Origin of the sequence: Streptomyces lydicus, assembly GCF_000717345.1 — a bacterium.
In the GTDB taxonomy this organism is placed as follows: Bacteria; Actinomycetota; Actinomycetes; order Streptomycetales; family Streptomycetaceae; genus Streptomyces; species Streptomyces lydicus.
This window is the reverse complement of the sequence record NZ_JNZA01000020.1, coordinates 84,411-102,862: the sequence shown is the minus strand read 5'-3', so window position 1 is coordinate 102,862 and position 18,452 is coordinate 84,411. Positions and strand designations below refer to the sequence as shown.

The 18,452-nt window shown below is 72.2% G+C and carries 18 protein-coding genes; 4 read left to right on the top strand and 14 right to left on the bottom strand.

The window, feature by feature from the left end; translation table 11 throughout:
- Nucleotides 1-29: 29 nt before the first annotated feature.
- The 3 genes from OO62_RS20610 to OO62_RS20600 all read right to left on the bottom strand — a co-directional run bounded on the left by OO62_RS20610 (nt 30) and on the right by OO62_RS20600 (nt 3,162).
- Entirely contained in the window at nt 30-746 is a 717-nt protein-coding gene (locus OO62_RS20610) for a glycoside hydrolase family 75 protein (protein WP_033268962.1), read from the bottom strand.
- Between the two features lie 264 nt (nt 747-1,010).
- Complete coding sequence (locus OO62_RS20605) at nt 1,011-1,694, bottom strand: response regulator (RefSeq protein WP_033268961.1); 684 nt, start codon at nt 1,692-1,694, stop codon at nt 1,011-1,013.
- Between the two features lie 262 nt (nt 1,695-1,956).
- Nucleotides 1,957-3,162 carry a sensor histidine kinase gene (locus tag OO62_RS20600; RefSeq protein WP_033268960.1) on the bottom strand — a complete coding sequence of 402 codons (1,206 nt, stop codon included), beginning with the start codon at nt 3,160-3,162 and terminating at the stop codon, nt 1,957-1,959.
- Nucleotides 3,163-3,335: 173 nt separating this feature from the next.
- Between OO62_RS20600 and OO62_RS20595 the strand changes: the two genes are divergently transcribed.
- Nucleotides 3,336-4,379 (top strand): SAM-dependent methyltransferase, encoded by a 1,044-nt coding sequence (locus OO62_RS20595; RefSeq protein ID WP_033269021.1) that lies wholly within the window; start codon nt 3,336-3,338, stop codon nt 4,377-4,379.
- 44 nt (nt 4,380-4,423) lie between these two features.
- Nucleotides 4,424-5,566, top strand: coding sequence for an NADH-quinone oxidoreductase subunit D (locus OO62_RS20590; RefSeq protein ID WP_033268959.1), 1,143 nt, complete (start codon nt 4,424-4,426; stop codon nt 5,564-5,566).
- A 142-nt stretch (nt 5,567-5,708) separates the two neighbouring features.
- Here the strand turns inward: OO62_RS20590 and OO62_RS20585 are convergent, their stop codons facing one another.
- From OO62_RS20585 to OO62_RS20570, 4 genes are all read right to left on the bottom strand, one after another.
- Nucleotides 5,709-6,959 carry a coiled-coil domain-containing protein gene (locus OO62_RS20585; RefSeq protein WP_063739036.1) on the bottom strand — a complete coding sequence of 417 codons (1,251 nt, stop codon included), beginning with the start codon at nt 6,957-6,959 and terminating at the stop codon, nt 5,709-5,711.
- Between the two features lie 64 nt (nt 6,960-7,023).
- Nucleotides 7,024-7,989 (bottom strand): ABC transporter substrate-binding protein, encoded by a 966-nt coding sequence (locus OO62_RS20580; protein WP_033269019.1) that lies wholly within the window; start codon nt 7,987-7,989, stop codon nt 7,024-7,026.
- Between the two features lie 12 nt (nt 7,990-8,001).
- Nucleotides 8,002-8,763, bottom strand: a complete 762-nt coding sequence (locus tag OO62_RS20575; protein WP_033268958.1) for an ABC transporter permease — start codon at nt 8,761-8,763, stop codon at nt 8,002-8,004.
- Nucleotides 8,763-9,497 (bottom strand): ABC transporter permease, encoded by a 735-nt coding sequence (locus OO62_RS20570; RefSeq protein ID WP_033268957.1) that lies wholly within the window; start codon nt 9,495-9,497, stop codon nt 8,763-8,765. Before OO62_RS20570 ends, OO62_RS20575 begins: the two co-directional genes overlap by 1 nt.
- Nucleotides 9,498-9,672: 175 nt before the next feature.
- Between OO62_RS20570 and OO62_RS20565 the strand changes: the two genes are divergently transcribed.
- Nucleotides 9,673-10,905 (top strand): ABC transporter ATP-binding protein, encoded by a 1,233-nt coding sequence (locus OO62_RS20565; protein WP_033268956.1) that lies wholly within the window; start codon nt 9,673-9,675, stop codon nt 10,903-10,905.
- A 119-nt stretch (nt 10,906-11,024) separates the two neighbouring features.
- Here the strand turns inward: OO62_RS20565 and OO62_RS20560 are convergent, their stop codons facing one another.
- From OO62_RS20560 to OO62_RS20535, 6 genes are all read right to left on the bottom strand, one after another.
- Nucleotides 11,025-11,510: a DUF3180 domain-containing protein gene (locus tag OO62_RS20560; protein WP_033268955.1), complete on the bottom strand. Its 486-nt coding sequence runs from the start codon at nt 11,508-11,510 to the stop codon at nt 11,025-11,027.
- A 167-nt stretch (nt 11,511-11,677) separates the two neighbouring features.
- A complete protein-coding gene (gene folK / locus OO62_RS20555) occupies nt 11,678-12,274 on the bottom strand; it encodes a 2-amino-4-hydroxy-6-hydroxymethyldihydropteridine diphosphokinase (RefSeq protein ID WP_033268954.1) in 597 nt (198 codons plus the stop codon).
- The gene (gene folB / locus OO62_RS20550; protein ID WP_033268953.1) at nt 12,258-12,632 is read right to left on the bottom strand and encodes a dihydroneopterin aldolase; all 375 of its coding nucleotides are present in this window, start codon (nt 12,630-12,632) and stop codon (nt 12,258-12,260) included. Before folB ends, folK begins: the two co-directional genes overlap by 17 nt.
- Before the next feature lie 456 nt (nt 12,633-13,088).
- Nucleotides 13,089-13,577, bottom strand: coding sequence for a nuclear transport factor 2 family protein (locus OO62_RS20545; RefSeq protein ID WP_033269018.1), 489 nt, complete (start codon nt 13,575-13,577; stop codon nt 13,089-13,091).
- Between the two features lie 5 nt (nt 13,578-13,582).
- Nucleotides 13,583-14,491 carry a dihydropteroate synthase gene (gene folP, locus OO62_RS20540; protein WP_033268952.1) on the bottom strand — a complete coding sequence of 303 codons (909 nt, stop codon included), beginning with the start codon at nt 14,489-14,491 and terminating at the stop codon, nt 13,583-13,585.
- A gap of 88 nt (nt 14,492-14,579) precedes the next feature.
- Nucleotides 14,580-16,427: a phosphatidylglycerol lysyltransferase domain-containing protein gene (locus tag OO62_RS20535; RefSeq protein ID WP_051733461.1), complete on the bottom strand. Its 1,848-nt coding sequence runs from the start codon at nt 16,425-16,427 to the stop codon at nt 14,580-14,582.
- Nucleotides 16,428-16,568: 141 nt separating this feature from the next.
- Between OO62_RS20535 and OO62_RS20530 the strand changes: the two genes are divergently transcribed.
- On the top strand, nt 16,569-17,684 hold the full coding sequence (locus OO62_RS20530; RefSeq protein ID WP_033268950.1) for an alpha/beta hydrolase: 1,116 nt from the start codon (nt 16,569-16,571) through the stop codon (nt 17,682-17,684).
- Between the two features lie 54 nt (nt 17,685-17,738).
- Here OO62_RS20530 and folE read toward each other — a convergent pair whose 3' ends face one another.
- Nucleotides 17,739-18,344, bottom strand: a complete 606-nt coding sequence (folE, locus tag OO62_RS20525) for a GTP cyclohydrolase I FolE (RefSeq protein WP_033268949.1) — start codon at nt 18,342-18,344, stop codon at nt 17,739-17,741.
- Between the last annotated feature and the right edge of the window lie 108 nt (nt 18,345-18,452).

Sequence of the window (18,452 nt, the reverse complement as noted above, 5' to 3'; positions counted from 1 at the left end):
GTTGGGCCGGCGGGTTCTGCGGCCGCCCGTCAGTTGTCCTGGAGGAACTTCTTCGCCAGGGCGTCGCCGCGGCTGACCGCGTCGGCGTGGCTCTCGATCGGTGAAGCCTTGGAGTTCTTGAAGAGGACGTAGGTGACGCCCGAATCGGCACCGCCGTTCTCCGGGTCGGGGTTGATGCCCAGGCCCTTGGCGGCCGCGTAGGACGCCTCGCCGATTATCTTGTCGGGGCCGGTGTCGCCGACGACGGCGTACTCGACCTGGTTGTTGTAGATGACGGCGACCACGCCCCCGCCCTTGATGCCGGCGGACGCGTAGTTCCAGATGCCGCTGGAGCTGGGCACGACGACGTACGGCAGCTTCTCGGCGTTCAGCGGTTTGCCGTTGGACTGGCGGAAGGCGGTGTCGTCCTGGTACCAGGGGTCGGTGTCGGCGTTGCACTTCGAGGTGGTCTGGCCGTCGCAGTCGACGTCCATGTCGGCCTTCCAGAAGACCGCGCCGTTCTTGCCGCAGACCGGCACGGTGGCCGAAGTCTCCTCGTCCGTGCGGTACTTGCCGTTGGAGAGCTGCGAACAGCCCTTGAGCTTTGCCAGTAAGTCGGCCGCGCTGACCGAGCCTTCCTGGAGGCCGGCGCCCGGGGCGGCGGGGAGGGCGCGAGGGGCGCCGGGCTGGGCGGTGGCGGGGAGGGCGGCCGCGGCGAGCAGAGCGGCGCCGGAGGCGGTGGCGAGGGCGAGAGTTCTTCTGCGCACGAGGGACCCCTTCTGTTAGGAAAGTTTCCTTACCGCTGCAAAACTGCTCCTCCCCCACGGACGCGTCAACCCTCTTGCCGGCCACTTCCGCGCACCGTCGCGCCGGCCGCGCGCACCCGCGCCCGCCTTCGCCGTACGCCCCGGTCCTGCGCCCCGGTCCTGCGCCCCGGTCCTGTAAGCCCAATGGTCACCCGCGCCCGCCCGCCGTGCACGCCCGCCCGCAGTGCACGCCCGTGCGCCGCAGCGCTCCGGCCGCCGCAGCGCCTACGCCCCCGCGCCCCCGGCCCGGACGAGCCCCGTTTCGTACGCCAGCACCACTGCCTGGACGCGGTCCCGCAGGCTCAGCTTCGTGAGGATGCGGCCGACATGGGTCTTGACGGTCGCCTCGGACAGCACCAGTCGCGCAGCGATCTCACCGTTCGACAGCCCCTGGGCGACCAGCAGCAGCACCTCCCGCTCGCGCTCCGTCAGCCGCCCCAGCTCGGGGCGGTCCGGTGCGGCGGAGGTGGCGGGCAGCATCGGTGTGAAGCGATCCAGGAGCCGGCGGGTGGTGGACGGGGCGACGACCGCGTCGCCGCTCTGCACCGCGCGGATCGCGGCGAGCAGTTCGCCGGGCGGCACGTCCTTGAGCATGAAGCCGCTGGCCCCGGCCTTCAAGGCGGAGAAGGCGTACTCGTCCAGGTCGAAGGTGGTCAGGATGAGGACCTTGGGGGCGTCCTCCTTCTGCCCGCCCTCGCAGATCCGGCGGGTGGCCTCCACACCGTCCAGGTGCGGCATGCGGACGTCCATGAGGATCACGTCGACCTTGGTGGAACGCAGCACCTCCAGCGCCTGCACGCCGTCCCCCGCCTCCGCGACGACCTCCATGTCGGGCTGTGCGGCGAGCACCATCCGGAAGCCGGTGCGCAGCAGCGCCTGGTCGTCGACGAGCATCACGCGGATGGTCATGGCAGGAGGATCCCTTCGAACACGGGGCACGGCAATCAGAGGGCGGAGCAAGGGGCGGAGCAGGGGGCGGAGCAGGGGGTGGAGCAGGGGTCGGAACCGGGACCGGGACCGGGTTCGGCAACACCACAGGAACACGGACCGCAGGAACACGAACCACAGGAACACAGGGCGCGTACCCGGGTCGGCAACACCACAGGAACACGGACCACAGGAACACAGGTGGCGTGCGAGGTGGGGAGCGGGGTGGTCTCGCGGCGGTGGCTCACTGCGCGGGTTTGAGGGGCAGGACGGCGCTGACGCGGAAGCCGCCGCCCGGTCGCGGGCCCGCGGTCAGGCTGCCGCCGACCATGCCGACCCGTTCACGCATGCCGATCAGGCCGTGGCCGAGGCCGTCCGCGCCGCCCTCTTCGTAGAGCTCGTGCTGGGCGCCGCGGCCGTCGTCCTCGACGAGCAGATCGAGGTCGTTGTCCTTGTAGAAGAGGCGGACGGTCGCCCCGACGTCGGGGCCGCCGTGCTTGCGGGTGTTGGTGAGCGCTTCCTGGACGATGCGGTACGCGGTCAGCTCGATGCTGCTGGGGAGTGGGCGCGGTTCGCCCTCCACCCGGAAGTCGACCGGCAGGCCCGCGCCGCGTACCTGGTCCATGAGGTCGGTGAGCTGCTCGACGCCCGGCTGGGGCACGTACTCGCCGCCCTCCGGCTGTTCGCCGGTGCGCAGGACGCCCAGCAGGCGGCGCATTTCGGCCAGTGCCTGGCGGCCGGTGCCGGAGATCGTCTCCAGTGCCTGCCGGGTCTGCTCGGGGGCGGCGTCGAGGACGTAGGCGGCGCCGTCGGCCTGGACGACCATCACGGAGACGTTGTGCGCGACGACGTCGTGCAGTTCGCGGGCGATGCGGGCGCGCTCGGCGGCGACCGCGATCCGGGACTGCGCCTCGCGCTCCTTCTCCAGCCGGGCGGCCTTCTCCTCCAGCTGCGCCCAGTAGGCGCGGCGGGTGCGCATGGAGTCGCCGAGCACCCAGGCCAGTACGAAGGGCACGGTGAGCAGCCCGGTGAAGAACGCCGATTCCCACGCGGGCCGGCTGGTGGGTGCCTCCGAGAAGCGCCACACCGACAGGGCGGGGCCGATGAGGGCGCCGAGGAGGGCGCAGCGGGACGCCCAGCGGGGGATGGCGGGGCCGGACGCGACGGTGTACGTGATCACGAACATCGCGAAGTCGCCCGGGTTGGACGGGACGTAGAAGACCAGTTGGCCGACGCCGATGGCGGCCGTCAGCAGGAGCATCTTGACCGGGGCCTTGCGGCGCAGCGCGATGACCAGGCAGAGGCCGAGGGTGAAGAGGACGGCGGGGAGCTGCCGGGCGCCGTGGACGTCGGACACGATCCACAGGCCGGTGAACCCGAGGAGGAGGACCGCCCAGAAGGTGTCCACCCCCGTCGGGTGCCTGCGGAAGAAGTCGTAGAGGCGCTGCACGTAACCCAGCGTAGGCAGCGCTGATAGGTGTACGGGTCAACCGGAGGAGCGATCCTGTGCGCCGGGCGTACTCCCCAAGGTGGAGACTCTCTGCGCCAAATGTGTCGGTCCTGGGGATGCCCGGCGTGGCACGCCCGTGGGTCCGCCGGGCGCTCCCCCGTACCGTGTGGCGGGTGACGAGCGAGTGGTGCGGGTGGCGGGATGCGACGGAACGGGCCTTGTACGGGGCCGAGGACGGCTTCTACACCCGGCCCGGCGGTCCGGGCCCGGCCGGTCACTTCCGGACGTCCGTGCACGCCTCGTCTCTCTATGCCGGTGCCGTCGCGGCGCTCCTGCTGCGCGTCGACGCCGCGCTGGGCCATCCGGAGGAGCTGGCGCTGGTCGATGTGGGGGCGGGGCGGGGTGAGCTGTTGACGGGTGTGCTGGCCGCGCTGCCCGCCTCGGTGGCGGCGCGGGTGCGTCCGTTCGCCGTCGAGCGGGCCACGCGTCCGGAGGGGCTCGATCCGCGGATCGGCTGGCTCGGTGAGCTGCCGGCGGCGGGCTCGGTCACCGGGCTGCTGTTCGCCAACGAGTGGCTGGACAACGTCCCGGTGGACGTCGTGGAGACCGGTGCGGACGGGGTGGCGCGCCGGGTCCTGGTGCGGGCCGACGGCGCCGAGCGGCTGGGTGATCCGGTGGGCGGGGCGGACGCGGAGTGGCTGCGCCGTTGGTGGGCGCCGCCCCTGGAGGCCGCCGGGGACGCCCCGTGGCCGGTGGGTGACCCTGGGCTGCGCGCCGAGATCGGCCGTCCCCGGGACGAGGCGTGGGCGCGGGCCGTCGGGTCGCTGCGCGCCGGGCTCGCGGTGGCCGCCGACTACGCGCACGAGCGGGGGGACCGGCCGCTCTTCGGTACGCTCACCGGCTTCCGTGACGGCCGCGAGGTGCGGCCGGTGCCCGACGGCAGCTGTGACATCACCGCGCATGTGGCGCTGGACGCCTGCGCGGGGCCGGCGGCCCGGCGGACGACGCAGCGGGCGGCGCTGCGCGCCCTCGGGGTGGACGGCCGTCGTCCGCCGCTCACCCTGGCCTCCGCCGACCCGGCTGCCTATGTGCGGGCGCTGGGCGCGGCGGGGTCGGCGGCGGAGCTGATCGACCCGGCGGGGCTGGGCGGCTTCGGCTGGCTGCTGGAGCCGGTGGGCGGGCGGTGCGCGGCGCTGCTCGAGGAGTGGGACGGCTGAGGGCCCGCAGGGGTGCCGGGGCGGTGTCCTGCGAGACTGTTCCCATGACGGAGACGACGGTCGGCATCGGCGGCGCGGCGGAGAGCACCGACATGGTGCTGAACATCGGGCCGCAGCATCCCTCCACGCACGGTGTGCTGCGGTTGCGCCTCGTCCTGGACGGGGAGCGCATCCAGCACGCCGAGCCGGTCATCGGGTACATGCACCGGGGTGCCGAGAAGCTCTTCGAGGCGCGCGACTACCGCCAGATCGTCATGCTCGCCAACCGGCACGACTGGCTGTCGGCGTTCTCCAACGAGCTGGGCGTGGTGATGGCCGTCGAGCGGATGCTGGGCATGGAGGTGCCCGAGCGCGCGGTGTGGATGCGTACGCTGCTGGCCGAGCTGAACCGGGTGCTGAACCATCTGATGTTCCTCGGCTCGTACCCGCTGGAGCTGGGCGGCATCACCCCGGTGTTCCACGCGTTCCGGGAGCGCGAGGAGCTGCAGGCGGTCATGGAGGAGCTGTCCGGCGGCCGGATGCACTACATGTTCAACCGCGTCGGCGGCCTCAAGGAGGACCTGCCGGCGGGGTGGCTCGGCCGGGCCCGGCAGGCCGTCGCCGACGTGCGCTCGCGGATGGACGTCTTCGACAACCTGGTGCTGGGCAATGAGATCTTCCGCGGCCGGACCCGCGGGGTGGGGGTGCTCGCGCCGGAGACGGTGCACGCGTACGGCGTGTCCGGGCCGATCGCCCGCGCCTCCGGTGTGGATTTCGACCTGCGGCGGGACGAGCCGTACCTGGCGTACGGGGAGCTGGCGTCCACGCTGAAGGTGATAACTCGCCAGGAGGGCGACTGCCTGGCGCGTTTCGAGTGCCTGCTGGCGCAGAGCCACAATGCGCTCGACCTCGCGGACGCGTGCCTGGACCGGATGGCGGAGCTGCCGGCGGGGCCGGTCAACCAGCGGCTGCCGAAGGTCCTCAAGGCGCCCGAGGGCGCGACGTACACGTGGACCGAGAACCCGCTGGGGATCAACGGCTACTACCTGGTCTCCAAGGGGGACAAGACGCCGTACCGCCTCAAGCTGCGCTCGGCGTCGTTCAACAACATCCAGGCGCTGGTGGAGCTGCTGCCGGGGACGCTGGTCGCCGACATGGTCGCGATTCTCGGCTCGCTGTTCTTCGTGGTGGGCGACATCGACAAGTAGGGCGCGGCCTTGTCACGCCCGGGCGGCCGCCCGGGCGTGACGCTCCGGAACGTGAAAGCCCTCGGCCCCGGTGCTCGGGAGAGCTCCGGGGCCGAGGGCTGACGGGCGCGGGCCGGGCGCGGCGGGCGCCGTGCGGTCGCGGTCAGGAGATGGCGCTGCGCAGCACGCCGACGTCGAGCTGTTCGGTCTCGTCGTGCGCGGTGAGGTCGATGACCTCACCGGCGCCGCTGGTGGTCGGACCGTCGGCCACGAGCGCGCCGGCCGCGTCGGTGCCGCTCCGGGCGGCGCTGTCCTCGTCGGTGTCGGTCTGCGCGTCGTCGGCCCGCTCGTCGCTGCCGGCGGGCAGCTGCGGACGGCCCTGCGTACGGGCCCGGTGGCGGCCTTCGGCCCGGGCGGACTGCTCGGCGAGCGCCTCCTCACCGACGACGTCCGCCAGGTCCTCCTCCAGCGGCGCGGTCAGCTGCCGGGAGGAGGCGTCGCTGCCGTTGCCGAAGAAGTCGAAGCCGCCCAGCTCGCGGGAGGCGGTGCGGCGGGCCGGGGTGAGGGCGGCGGCGGTGGCCGGGACCGGACGGAGCGCGGAGCCGGGTGCCGTACGGGCCCGGTCCGCGCCGCCGGTGCGCTCGGCGGCGGCCGCCGGGGCGTTCCCCCGGCTGTCACCGTCCCGGCCCTGCGGGGTGCCCGTGGCGCCTCCGGAGGGGCGCTGCGCGGCGTTGCCGCCGGAGGCGGGCGCGGCGTCGCGGGCGGCGCGCTGCCGGGCGGCGTTGCGGGCCAGCTGACGGAGCGCCTGGTCGGCCTGGGCGTAGGTGGCGGTGCCCGGAGCCGGCCGGCCCCGGCCCTCGGCGGGCCCGCGCCGGGCCGGGACGGTGGCCTTCGCGGTACGCAGGGAGTCGAGGGTCCGCGGCGGTCCCGCGACGGCCGGCAGCGCCTTGGCCGGGGCGGTGGCCTCGATGGCGAGCAGGCGGCGGCCCTCCAGGGCGCTGGCCCGCTCGGTCTCGGCGGTGGCGTAGCGGCGCAGCAGCTCGGCGTGCTCGCTGCGCAGCCGGGCCAATTCGGCGCGCTTGGCCCGGAGTTTGCCCTCCAGGGCGGTACGGAGCTCGCGGGACTCCTCGACGTCCGTTTCGAGTTCGGCTATCCGCTCCTCGGTGCGCCACTCGTCGCGTACCCGGGCGCGGGTGAGTTCGGCGACCCGGCGGCCGGCCTTTCGGTCCCAGGACCGCAGCAGGACGGCGCCGGTGAGTGCGGCGGCCGCCGCGCCGGCGGCGAGCACCCGTTGCACCAGATCGTCGCCGACAAACCACGCGCCCGCGGCGCAGGCGATTGACACTCCGGCGACCGTCGAGGGAGGAAGCAGCCGGTGGAGGGGTGGTGAATGGCGGTGGCGTCCTCGTGGCATGGCCAGAAACTTACCGTGCGTGCGGGACCTATGGGGCCCCGCCCGCCGATCCGTTTCCCGCTGGTTACTTCTTGACCAGCCCCTTCGACTCCAGAAATGCCTGTGCGACATCCGCGGGCTTGAGTCGCTCGGCATCGACCTTGCGGTTCAAGTTGATCAAGTCTTCGGTCGTCAGCGCACTCGTGAGCTTCCCGAGGGCGGTCTCGATCTCCTTGTCGCCCGCGCTCTTGGCATTCACCACCGGCAGCACATTGTCGGCGTTCTGGAGCTTCTTGTCGTCCTTCAGAAGCACCAGCCCGAAGTTGTCGAGGGTGGCGTCCGTGGTCGTGGTGAGGACCAGCTGGTCGGTGCCGTCCTTGACCGCCTGCTTGGCCTGCGGCGTCCCGACTCCCTTGGGATCCAGGCCGGTGATGTCGATGCCGTAGGTCTTCTCCAGACCGGGCTTGCAGAACACCCGGGTCTCGCACTCCTCACCCGAGGCGAGTTTGATCTTCTGGTGGGAAGTGCCGAGGTCGGAGAGGGTCTTCAGCTTGTGCTCGGCGGCGAATTTCTTGCTGACCGCGAAGGCGTTCTGATCCGTCGCGGAGCCCGCCGGCAGCACCTTCAGTCCGCGCGGTACGGCGAGCTTCTTCAGCGCCGCCACCGTCTTGTCGATGTCGCTGGAGGCGACGGGCTTCGCCTTGGCGCCGTTCTGCTTCGCGTTGAGGAATTCGGCGAGGGTGGAGGCGTATTCCGGGACCACATCGATCTGCCCCTTCTCCAGGGCCGGTTCATACAGCTCGCGATTGGCGAGGGTCTGTATGCGGGTGTGGTAACCGGCGTCGGAGAGGAGACGGGAATAGATCTCGGCGAGCACCTTCGACTCGGTGAAACCGGCCGAGCCGATGACGATCTCGTCCTTGCCGCCCTTGCCGTGGGAACCGCCCTTCTCCTCCAGGCTCTGGCCACCGCATGCGGCCAGCCCGGCCGCCAGTGCGACGACGGTGCCCGCGACGAGCGCGGTACGGGCCGCGCGCGAGGTGCTGCTCATGGATGCCACCATTCAGTCCGTTCGGATCAGTTCGGGTCCGCTCGCGTCAGTCCGGGCCGGAGCCCGGCGCGACGTCGTACGCGGCCCCGAGGCGCTACGGGCGGCACGCCGCCGCCCCCGCATCGGGTCGAGGAGCCGCTCGGCGAGGACGAGGGTGCCCTCCACGGCCAGCGCGAGCACGGCCACCAGCAGGGCGCCCGCGACGACCTGAGCGGTGTCGTAGTTGCCGAAGCCGGCGGTGATGATGCGGCCCAGGCCCCCGCCGCCGGCCAGCGCGGCCAGCGTCGCGGTCGCCACCACCTGGACCGTGGCGGACCGCAGACCGGTCATGATCAGCGGGTAGGCGAGCGGTATCTCCACCCGCAGCAGGAGCTGCGGTCCCGACATGCCCATCCCGCGGGCGGCCTCGACGACATCGCGGTCCGCCTCCCGCATGCCCAGATAGGCGTTGGTCAGCAGAGGCGGCACCGCGAACAGCACCAGCGCGATGACCGTCGGCCAGTCCCCGTGCCGGCCCAGCGGGCTGAGCGTCAGCAGCACCAGCACCGCGAACGTGGGCACCGCCCGCCCCACGTTGGACAGGCTGACCGCCAGCGCCCCGCCCTTGCCGAGGTGCCCGAGCCAGAGCGCCACCGGCAGGGCGATCAGGCAGGCCAGCGCCAGACACACGCCGCTGAGCCACAGGTGCTCGGCCAGCCGGTGCCAGGCGCCCTTCTCCCCCGCCCAGTTGGCGGCCGTCGTCAGCCACTGCCAGGCCCCCGCGATCGCCCCCATCAGCCGGCCGCCCTCGCCACACGCGCGCCGCGCCGCGCCCGCGCCGCGCCGCGCGCCTGCGCCCGCGTCCAGGGCGTCAGCAGCCGCTGGAGGAGCATCAGCAGCAGATCGGCGAGCAGCGCCAGCAGCACGCACAGCACCGACGCGGTGAGCACCTCCGCCTTGAAGAAGCCCTCCATGCCGCTGGCTATGAGATTGCCCAGACCGCCGTAGCCGACGACGGAGCCGATGGTCGTCATCGCCACCGTCGAGACCGTGGCGATCCGCACACCGGCCACCAACGCCGGCAGTGCCAGCGGGAGTTCCACCTCCAGCAGCAGCCGGGCGGGCCCGTACCCCATGCCCCGGGCAGCCTCCCGCACCTCGGCGGGCACCGCCTGGAGGCCGGCGAGGATGTTGCGCACCAGGATCGTCAGCGAATACAGCACCAGGCCCGTGACGACCACCGCCGCGGAGACCCCGAACACCGGTGTCAGCAGGGCGAACATCGCCAGCGAGGGGACCGTGTAGAGCACCGTCGTCAGGCCCAGAACCGGGCCGGCCGCGCCCCGCCGGCTCCTGGCCAGCAGGGCCAGCGGAAAGGCGATCAGCAGCCCGATCAGCACCGACACCGCGGTGATGCCGAGGTGCTGCACCGTCGCGTCGGTCAACTCCTGGCTGCGGGTGCGCAGATATTCACCGCAGATCCAGTCGTTCGTCTCCAGGCAGCTCGGCCCGGCGGCGTGGCCGCTCATGGCCCGTCACCTCCCCCGCCCTCTCGCTCACTTCTTCGATTACCGTCTGCGACCCTAAACCCCACCACTGACAATCGCCCCGGTCGTGCAGCTCACCGGCCACATCGCCATCCGCCCGCAACACCGCGTTCACGACCGCCCGGCCACAATGGCCCCGTCCACACCAGGGGGAAGAATGATCCGCTTCGAGCACGTCAGCAAGAGCTACCCCGACGGCACCACCGCCGTCGACGACCTCACCTTCGAGGTCGCCGAGGGGGAACTCGTCACGCTCGTAGGGCCCTCGGGGTGCGGCAAGACCACGACGATGAAGATGGTCAACCGCCTCATCGAGCCCACCAGCGGGCGGATCTTCCTGGACGGCGAGGACATCTCCACCGTCGACCCCGTCCAGTTGCGCCGCCGCATCGGCTACGTCATCCAGCAGGTCGGCCTCTTCCCCCACAAGACCGTCCTGGACAACACCGCCACCGTCCCCCACCTCCTCGGCCGGCCCCGCAAGGAGGCCAGGGCCCGCGCCGCGGAACTCCTCGACCTGGTCGGCCTGGACCCGTCGGCGTACGGCGACCGCTACCCCGAGCAGCTCTCCGGCGGCCAGCGCCAGCGGGTCGGGGTGGCCAGGGCGCTCGCCGCCGACCCACCCGTCCTGCTCATGGACGAGCCGTTCGGCGCCGTCGACCCGGTCGTCCGCGAGCACCTCCAGAACGAGTTCCTGCGGCTCCAGTCCACGCTCCGCAAGACGGTCCTCTTCGTCACCCACGACATCGAGGAGGCGGTCCGGCTGGGCGACCGGATCGCGGTGTACGGGGCCGGGCGGATCGAGCAGTTCGACACCCCCGCGACGGTGCTGGGCGCGCCCGCGACCCCGTATGCCGCGCAGTTCGTCGGCGCGGACCGGGGCCTGAAGCGACTCGCCGTCACCCCGGTGGAGCCCGGCGACCTCGAAGCGCCGCCGGTCGTCCGGCTCGACGACCCCGCGGCCTCCGCCGCCGGCCGGCTGGCCGACGAGGGCGCGCCCTGGGCGGTCGTCCTGGACGCCGACGGCGCGCCGTACGGCTGGGTCGCGGCCGCGGCCCTGAACGGCGGCGGAGCGGGCGGGGAAACGACATCGGGCACGGGCACCGGGCCCGCGGCACCGGCCGGGTCCGGGTCCGGGAGCACCGTCCGTGCGTACGCGCGGCCGATGGACGCCTGGGTACCGCTCGGCGCGCCCCTCAAGCAGGCGCTCAGCGCGCTGCTCCAGCACGACGCCGGCTGGATAGCGGTACGGGACGGCGACCGCCATCTCGGCGTCCTGACGCCCGCCGGGCTGCACGGCGCGCTGCGCCGCTCCACCACCGCCGACGCCACGGACGTGCCGCGCGGCGGGGTCGCGCTCGACACGGTCCCGGGCCCCGGCGGCGCCTGACCACCGGCGGGTCGCCGCGGCGGGCGCGCCCGACACCGGGCCGGAGGTTCAACAGATCAGCGTGCCTCGGCAGGCCCGGCCGGCTCGGTGGCGTCGGCAGGCCCCGCAGGCCCAGCGGGTCACACCGTCGCGTCGGCCCCGCCGTTGCCGTCGTCGTCCGGCAGTTTGCAGACCCTCTCCAGGAAGATCGCCGCGGCGACCACCGCGGCGCCGGCGAGCACCGACAGACCGGCGTAGATCGCCTGGTCGCGGCGCGGGTCCACATCGAGGCCGGAGGTCAGCAGGAAGACGCCGACACCGCCGTAGAGCCCGGCGACCAGCGAGGCGACCAGCGCGCTGGCCTGCCCGAAGACCACCGCTCGGGCGGCCACCAGCGGGTCGACGCCCTTCGCCCCGGGCCGCCGCTCGCGCTGGGCGCGCAGCCGCGCGCGGAGCGCGAGCGCGGTGGCGGCGAGCACGGCGGCGATCAGCGCCAGCACGATCGGCGCGGCCACCGGAACGCTGGGCAGGGTCCCGAAGGAGTCCCACAGCCTGGCGACTCCCCAGGCCAGCACGCCGGCCGCCAGGAACAGCCCGACCAGCACCTTGATGTGTAGCTGCTTCACCGAGCGATCGCCCCTCGCACCGTCATGACCATCCCTGCCGTCACGACCATCTTGCCGTTATGGCCGCGTTGTCCGCTGCGTAGGCATACCTCCCGCATGGCACCACTCCGTACGCCTACCCGCCGTACGGAGCCGCTTCCCGCGCAGCCGACCCGCAACCCTAACGGCTACTCGGGCAGCCGCAGTTCCAGGTCGGCGCGGGCCACCACGCCCGCACGGCCGACCGCCGAGAGAAGTTCGGCCACCGCGCCGCGCCCGGGGACCTCCGCCTCCGGGTCGACGTCGAGCCACGGCACCAGCACGAACGCCCGCTCGTGGGCGCGCGGGTGCGGCAGCGTCAGCAGCGGGTCGTCGGAGAGGACGTCCTGGTAGGCCACGATGTCGACGTCGATCGTGCGCGGGCCCCAGCGCTCGTCACGCACCCGCTCGAAGGCTTCCTCGATCGCGTGCCCGCGCTCCAGGAGGGACTCCGGCGGCAGCGTCGTCTTGATCAGCACCACGGCGTTGAAGTACGACGGCTGGCTGGCGGCGTCCACGCCCCACGGCTCGGTCTCGTACACCGGCGAGACCGCCTTGACGCGCAGGCCAGGGGTGTCCTCCAGCGCGTCGACGGCACCCTGGAGGGTCTCCAGGCGGTTGCCGAGGTTGCTGCCGAGAGAGATCACGGCGCGTTTGGGGTTGGAGAGCGTCACATCGGCGGCGTCCACCTGCTCCACGACGGAGGCGGGCACCGGCTGAACGGTCGGGTCACTGCTGGTGTTCATGTACTCGACTCCGAGTGATGGTGATGGTCACGTCGTCGAAGGGGACGGTGATCGGCGCGTCCGGCTTGTGCACCACCACCTCCACTTCCTGCACGCCCGCGTGCTTGAGGCACTGGTCGGCGATGCGCTCCGCCAGGGTCTCGATGAGGTCGACGGGCTCGCCCTCCACGACGGCCACCACCTCCTCGGCCACGACGCCGTAGTGCACGGTCTTCGCGAGATCGTCCGAGGCTGCCGCCTGGCGGGTGTCCAGACCGAGAACCAGGTCGACGATGAAGGTCTGGCCTTCCTCGCGCTCACGGGGAAACACCCCGTGGTGGCCCCGGGCCTTCAGCCCACGCAGCGCGACACGATCCACGCGAATCACTCCCACTGGTCCACGGCACCTCTGGCGCCACTGTTCGTCGGTTCCGGGCAGGCGTCCGGAGCGATCCGGCAACACTGCCCCGCCATCGAATCTACCTTCGAGCACCGACAGTCCTCGCCCACGGGGGCTATGGACATGTCCCCGTCCTGCTGCTAAGCGCGGCACAGCCAGCGGGCCGGGAGATCGTCCGCGCGGCCTCTTACCCCCCTCCGCGCGCCCCACCCCTACCCGTGCCGCACTTGGCTCGAACGGGTGCGCCCTCGCCCGGATGGCTGACGTACCCCGCTGACGCCGTGCGCACCCCGCCGCCGGGAGCGCAAGAGCGGGCAGCCATGGCAAGGTTCACACGCCCGGCCGACCGGATCATGAGACGTACGGCCGCGCGGCGTGCGGCCGTACGCCGTCACAAGCGCCCAACGGACCGGCTCAAGGGCCCGGCGGACCGCCTCAGAGGACGCCCTCGTCGCCGTCGCCCTCGCCGAGTCCCCCGCCCTCGCCGTCCTCGTCCTCGTCGTCGTCCCGGTCCGCCAGCACCGGCGACCCGTGGTGCGACCACACCCGCCAGCCGTCCTCCGTACGCCGGAAGACATTGGTCGCCACGACCAGCTGGCCGATCAGCGGTCCCACCGACCCGTCGTCCTCCGCGGGGCCGCCGCTGAGGATGTTCTCGGTGCAGGTCACCAGGGCGGTGTCACCGATGACATCGATCTCGACGTCCGTCAGGAAGAACTGGATGTACTCGGTGTTCGCCATGATCAGGGCGTACGAGCGCAGCACCTCGCCGCGCCCCCGCAGCACCGGCCAGCCGGGGTGGACCACGCTCACCTGACCGTCCAGCCACAGCTCGGCCAGCGCCTCGTGATCGCCGCGCTCGATGGTCTCGTACAGGGTCGTGTTGGCCTGCTCGACCAGCTCGATGTCCGTCCGTGGGCCCAAGCCGCTCACACCGTTCCCGTCGAATTCGCCGTCGTCCCGCTCGTCCCGCCGTCACCGGCCGTCGCGCTCTCCACGGCACGGGCCACCCGTACCGCGTCCGCGCTCGCCCTGACCTCGTGCACCCGCACCGCCCAGGCCCCCTCTCGCGCCACGATCGCCGACACCGCCGCCGTCGCGGCATCCCGCTCCCGAGCGGGCGGCGGGGCGGCTTCCGCGCCGCCCGCCAGCACCCTGCCCAGGAACCGTTTCCTCGATGCCGCCACCAGCAGGGGCCGGCCCAGTGCCCGCAGCCGCGACAGGTGGGCGACCAGCGCGAGGTCGTGCTCGGCCGCCTTGGCGAAGCCCAGACCGGGATCGACGACGATCCGGTCGGGGTCGATGCCGCCGGCCACCGCGCGCTCCACGGACCGTCCCAGTTCGTCGACGACCTCGGCGACCACGTCCCCGTAGACGGCACGGTTGTTCATGTCGATGGACTGGCCGCGCCAGTGCATCACCACGAACGGGACGTGGTGGGCGGCCACCACCGGCACCATGGCCGGGTCGGCGGCGCCCCCGCTGACGTCGTTGACGAGCTGCGCCCCGGCCTCGACCGCCTGCTCGGCGACGGACGCCCGCATGGTGTCGACGGAGACCACCACGCCGGCCGCGGCCAGCTCCCGTACGACCGGGACGACCCGGCGCAGCTCCTCGGCCTCGTCGACCCGCGCCGCGCCCGGCCGGGTGGACTCGCCGCCCACATCGACCAGGTCGGCGCCCTGCGCCACCAGGTCCAGGCCGTGTTTGACGGCGAGTTCGGTGTCGAACCACTCCCCGCCGTCGGAGAACGAATCGGGCGTCACATTCACGACGCCCATCACCGCGCAGCGGTCCCAGTCCGGCAGTCCGGCCACCCGGCCACGCAAGGTACTCATGGCACCAGCGTAGGCCGTGTGCCGACCGGCCGGATTGCGGCCACCGCGTGCGGCGACCGCACCGCCCGCCGGCGTCCGCCGGTGTGCGTCAGGCGGCCGGTTCGACCGCGCCCGCGGTCCGCGCCCGCTCCACGACGTGCGCGCACGGCCGCGGCTCCGCGGGCTTCCTGCGCCGCAGTACGCGCGGCAGGCCCAGCTCCAGATAGCCCTCGGCCTGCAGCGCCGCCAGGCCGATGCGCGGGATGTCGCGGCTGTTGCGGAACACCACGAAGCGGGGCTCCCAGCGCGGCTGGAACTTGTCGTTGAACTTGTAGAGCGACTCGATCTGGTACCAGCGGGACAGGAAGATCAGCGTCCCGCGCCAGATCCGGATGACCGGCCCCGCGCCGAGCTTCTCGCCGCGTTCCAGGGACGAGCGGAAGACCGCGAAGTTCAGCGAGACCTGCTTGATCCCGAGGTCGGGCGCCGCCTGCAGCGCCGCGACGATCAGCAGCTCGTTCATGCCCGGGTCGGCGCTGCGGTCGCGCCGCATCAGCTCCAGCGAGATCCCGCTGTCGCCCCACGGCACGAAGTGCTGCATCGCCTTCAGGTCCCCGTACGGCCCCGGCTCCTCGCCCTCGCCGGCCGGCAGATGGGCGGTGGCGATCACCGCGTCGCCGTCGGTCACCGCGTCGATCCGGCCGAGCGCCATCGAGAAGCCGCGCTCGGTGTCGGTGTCCCGCCAGTCGTTCGCGGCCTGCTGGAGCCGGGCCAGTTCCTCGGGCTCCAGGTCGCGCACCCGCCGCACCCGGGTGTGGTACCCGTTGCGCTCGATGCGCTTGACCATCTGCCGCACGTTGCGCATCGCGCGCCCGCTGAGGGTGAAGCCGGCGACGTCGACGATCGCCTCGTCGCCGAGCTCCAGCGCGTCCATGCCGGTCTCCCGGGTCCACACCTGGCCGCCGGTCTCGCTGCAGCCGGTGACCGCGGGCGTCCAGGAGTGCGCCCGGGCCTCCTCCATGAAGCGCTCGATGGCGCCCGGCCACGCCTCGACGTCGCCTATCGGGTCGCCGCTGGCGAGCATCACGCCGGAGATCACCCGGTAGCAGACCGCGGCCTTGCCGGACGGGGAGAAGACCGCGCCCTTGTCGCGGCGCAGCGCGAAGTAGCCGAGCGAGTCCCGGGCGCCGTGCCCGGCGAGCAGCTCGCGCAGCCGCGCCTCGTCGTCCTCGGTCAGCCGGGCCGCCGGGTGCTCGGGCCGGAAGGCGAGGTACGCGGTGGTGGCGACGGTCAGCAGGCCCAGTGCGCCGAGGGAGTAGCCGACGGTGTAGTCGACCTGGTTGGTGTAGCCGATGGGGCCCTCGAAGCCGAACATGCCCCACAGGACGTGCTCGGCGCGCTGCGCGAAGGACGGCGAGCCGACGATCTTGTGGGGGTGGGAGCTGACGATCACCATGCCGATGGCGAAGCCGGCGCCGCCGAGCACGACCAGGTTGGCCAGCGCCTTCCAGCGGCTGCGCGGGTCCGGCAGCGCCGCGAATTCCTTGCGGTGCCACACCAGGAACACCAGCAGCGCCAGCGACAGCACCGCTCCGAAGACGGAGTGGCGGTAGCCGAGCTGCGCGGCGATACCGACCGGCAGCAGCGCCACCGCCGCCACCCACGCCCGCCGTTTACGCCGTTTGAGTCCGTGGGCCAGCAGGAGCAGCAGGATGCCGACGACGATGGAGGCGGCCGCCGCCAGCGGGCTCACCGCTCCCGGCAGCACCTCGGCCACCGCGTGCATCCGGCTGTGCCGGAACCGCGGGAACACACCGGCCGCCAGGTTCAGCAGGCCGACGATCACGCCGGCCGTGCCGACGAACCCCGGCACCGCCTCGGGCCGCGGGCCGCGGAGCCAGCGTGGCGTTCGCCACGCAACCTTCTCCGACTTTTCGCCATCTAGCCTGTCAGACATCACTTTCCCGTCGCCCCGGTCGAGAGAACGTGCGAGCCTTGTCGCAGCATCTGGACTTTTTGCGCCCTGTATGACGGCGTTTCAGGGCTCGGGGTTCCATCAGCGGTACGGATGACCCGGCCGCCCGGAAGAAAGCACCACATGGGTCTCACCAGCAAGAAAGTGCTGCTTCTTGCCGTCCTCGTCGCGGTGGCACTGTTCGTCCTCACTGTGTGGCTCTGGCCGCGGTTGTCCAAGGGGAACTGGCGTGCCGTCGTGGGACGCGTCGGACTGCTGCTGGCCACCCAGCTCTCGATCTTCGCCGCGATCGGTCTGTTCGCCAACAACTCGTTCGGTTTCTACGCCTCCTGGGCCGACCTCCTCGGCCAGGAGCAGGAACCTGGCGTGGTGACCAACTATCAGACCGGCCCGAACGGCACCAAACTGCGGATGCTGGGAACCGAGCGGATCAGCGTGCAGAACGGGTCGCGGCCCGCGTCCGCCGGCCGTATCGACAAGGTGCTGATCCAGGGCGAGCATTCCAGGATCGCCAGCCCGGCATTCGTCTATCTGCCGCCGCAGTACTTCCAGAAGAAATACGCGAAGCAGAAATTCCCGGCAGCTCTGGTACTCACCGGCTATCCGGGCACCGCGGAGGCACTGTACAAAAAGCTGCATTTCCCGCAGACCCAGCACGAACTGCTCGGCAAGCACGCGATGCGGCCGACCGTTCTGGTGATGATGCGCCCGACGGTGGCGCCGCCCCGCGACACCGAATGCGTCGACATACCGAACGGCCCGCAGACCGAGACGTTCTTCACCAAGGACCTGCGCCGGGACATCGCCGAGCACTACCGAATAGGGAGCCAGGCGAAGAGCTGGGGCGTCATGGGCGACTCCACCGGCGGCTACTGCGCCCTGAAGATGGCCATGCGCCACCCGGAGGCGTACTCCACCGCGGTCGCCCTCTCCGGCGCGTACAAGGCGCCCCTGGACGCCACCACCGGTGACCTCTTCGGCGGCGACTCGAAGCTCCAGCGGGAGAACAACCTGCTGTGGCGCCAGCGGCACATGCCCGCTCCCCCGGTGAACCTGCTGGTCACCAGCAGCAAGCAGGGCGAGGGCAACTACCACCAGACGATGCGCTTCATCGAGCAGACCAAGTCGCCCACCCGCATCTCGTCGATCATCCTCGACAGCGGCGGCCACAACTTCAACACCTGGCGCCGTGAGATCCCGGCGGCACTGCAGTGGCTGGGCAACCACCTGAGGGCCTGACGGCCTGACGACCGCACCACCCGCCGGCGGGAAACCCCCGCCGGCGGAGCCGTGTCAGCGGGCGAGTATCAGGCTCATCGCCTCGGCGCGGGTCGCCGCGTCCCGCAGCTGGCCGCGCACCGCCGAGGTGGTGGTCTTGGCGCCGGGCTTGCGGACCCCGCGCATGGTCATGCACATGTGCTCGCACTCGATGACGACGATCACCCCGCGCGGTTCCAGGATCTCCATCAGGGAGTCCGCGATCTGCGTGGTCAGCCGCTCCTGGACCTGCGGGCGGCGGGCGTAGACGTCGACCAGCCGGGCCAGCTTCGACAGCCCGGTGATCTTGCCGTCGGCGGACGGGATGTAGCCCACGTGGGCCACCCCGACGAAGGGCACCAGGTGGTGCTCGCAGCTGGAGACCAGCTCGATGTCCTTGACCAGCACCATCTCGTCGTGACCGAGGTCGAAGGTGGTCGTCAGCACGTCCTCGGGCTTCTGCCACAGGCCGGCGAAGATCTCCTTGTAGGCCCGAGCCACCCGCGCGGGGGTCTCCAGCAGGCCCTCGCGGTCCGGGTCCTCGCCCACGGCGATGAGCAGCTCGCGGACGGCGTTCTCGGCGCGCTTCTCGTCGAACTCGCCGATCTTGCCATCGACGCCCAGCGTCACAGGGTCGGTCATGTGGTGCCTCGTTCCTTCTGCGCCCGCGCGGCAGCGCGGCTGTCTCGCGGGAATGCCGCGCCCCCCAGGCTAAACCTGGGGGGCGCGGCATTTATTCCGGGTCCGGTG

Excerpts from the sequence above, each read along its gene's own strand:
- OO62_RS20590 (WP_033268959.1), top strand. The coding sequence starts at position 4,424 with ATGACGGAGACGACGGTCGGCATCGGCGGCGCGGCGGAGAGCACCGAC.
- OO62_RS20580 (WP_033269019.1), bottom strand. The coding sequence starts at position 7,989 with ATGAGCAGCACCTCGCGCGCGGCCCGTACCGCGCTCGTCGCGGGCACC.
- OO62_RS20535 (WP_051733461.1), bottom strand. The coding sequence starts at position 16,427 with ATGTCTGACAGGCTAGATGGCGAAAAGTCGGAGAAGGTTGCGTGGCGA.
- OO62_RS20575 (WP_033268958.1), bottom strand. The coding sequence starts at position 8,763 with ATGGGGGCGATCGCGGGGGCCTGGCAGTGGCTGACGACGGCCGCCAAC.
- folP (WP_033268952.1), bottom strand. The coding sequence starts at position 14,491 with ATGAGTACCTTGCGTGGCCGGGTGGCCGGACTGCCGGACTGGGACCGC.
- OO62_RS20565 (WP_033268956.1), top strand. The coding sequence starts at position 9,673 with ATGATCCGCTTCGAGCACGTCAGCAAGAGCTACCCCGACGGCACCACC.
- OO62_RS20570 (WP_033268957.1), bottom strand. The coding sequence starts at position 9,497 with ATGAGCGGCCACGCCGCCGGGCCGAGCTGCCTGGAGACGAACGACTGG.
- OO62_RS20605 (WP_033268961.1), bottom strand. The coding sequence starts at position 1,694 with ATGACCATCCGCGTGATGCTCGTCGACGACCAGGCGCTGCTGCGCACC.
- OO62_RS20530 (WP_033268950.1), top strand. The coding sequence starts at position 16,569 with ATGGGTCTCACCAGCAAGAAAGTGCTGCTTCTTGCCGTCCTCGTCGCG.
- OO62_RS20585 (WP_063739036.1), bottom strand. The coding sequence starts at position 6,959 with ATGCCACGAGGACGCCACCGCCATTCACCACCCCTCCACCGGCTGCTT.
- folK (WP_033268954.1), bottom strand. The coding sequence starts at position 12,274 with ATGAACACCAGCAGTGACCCGACCGTTCAGCCGGTGCCCGCCTCCGTC.
- folE (WP_033268949.1), bottom strand. The coding sequence starts at position 18,344 with ATGACCGACCCTGTGACGCTGGGCGTCGATGGCAAGATCGGCGAGTTC.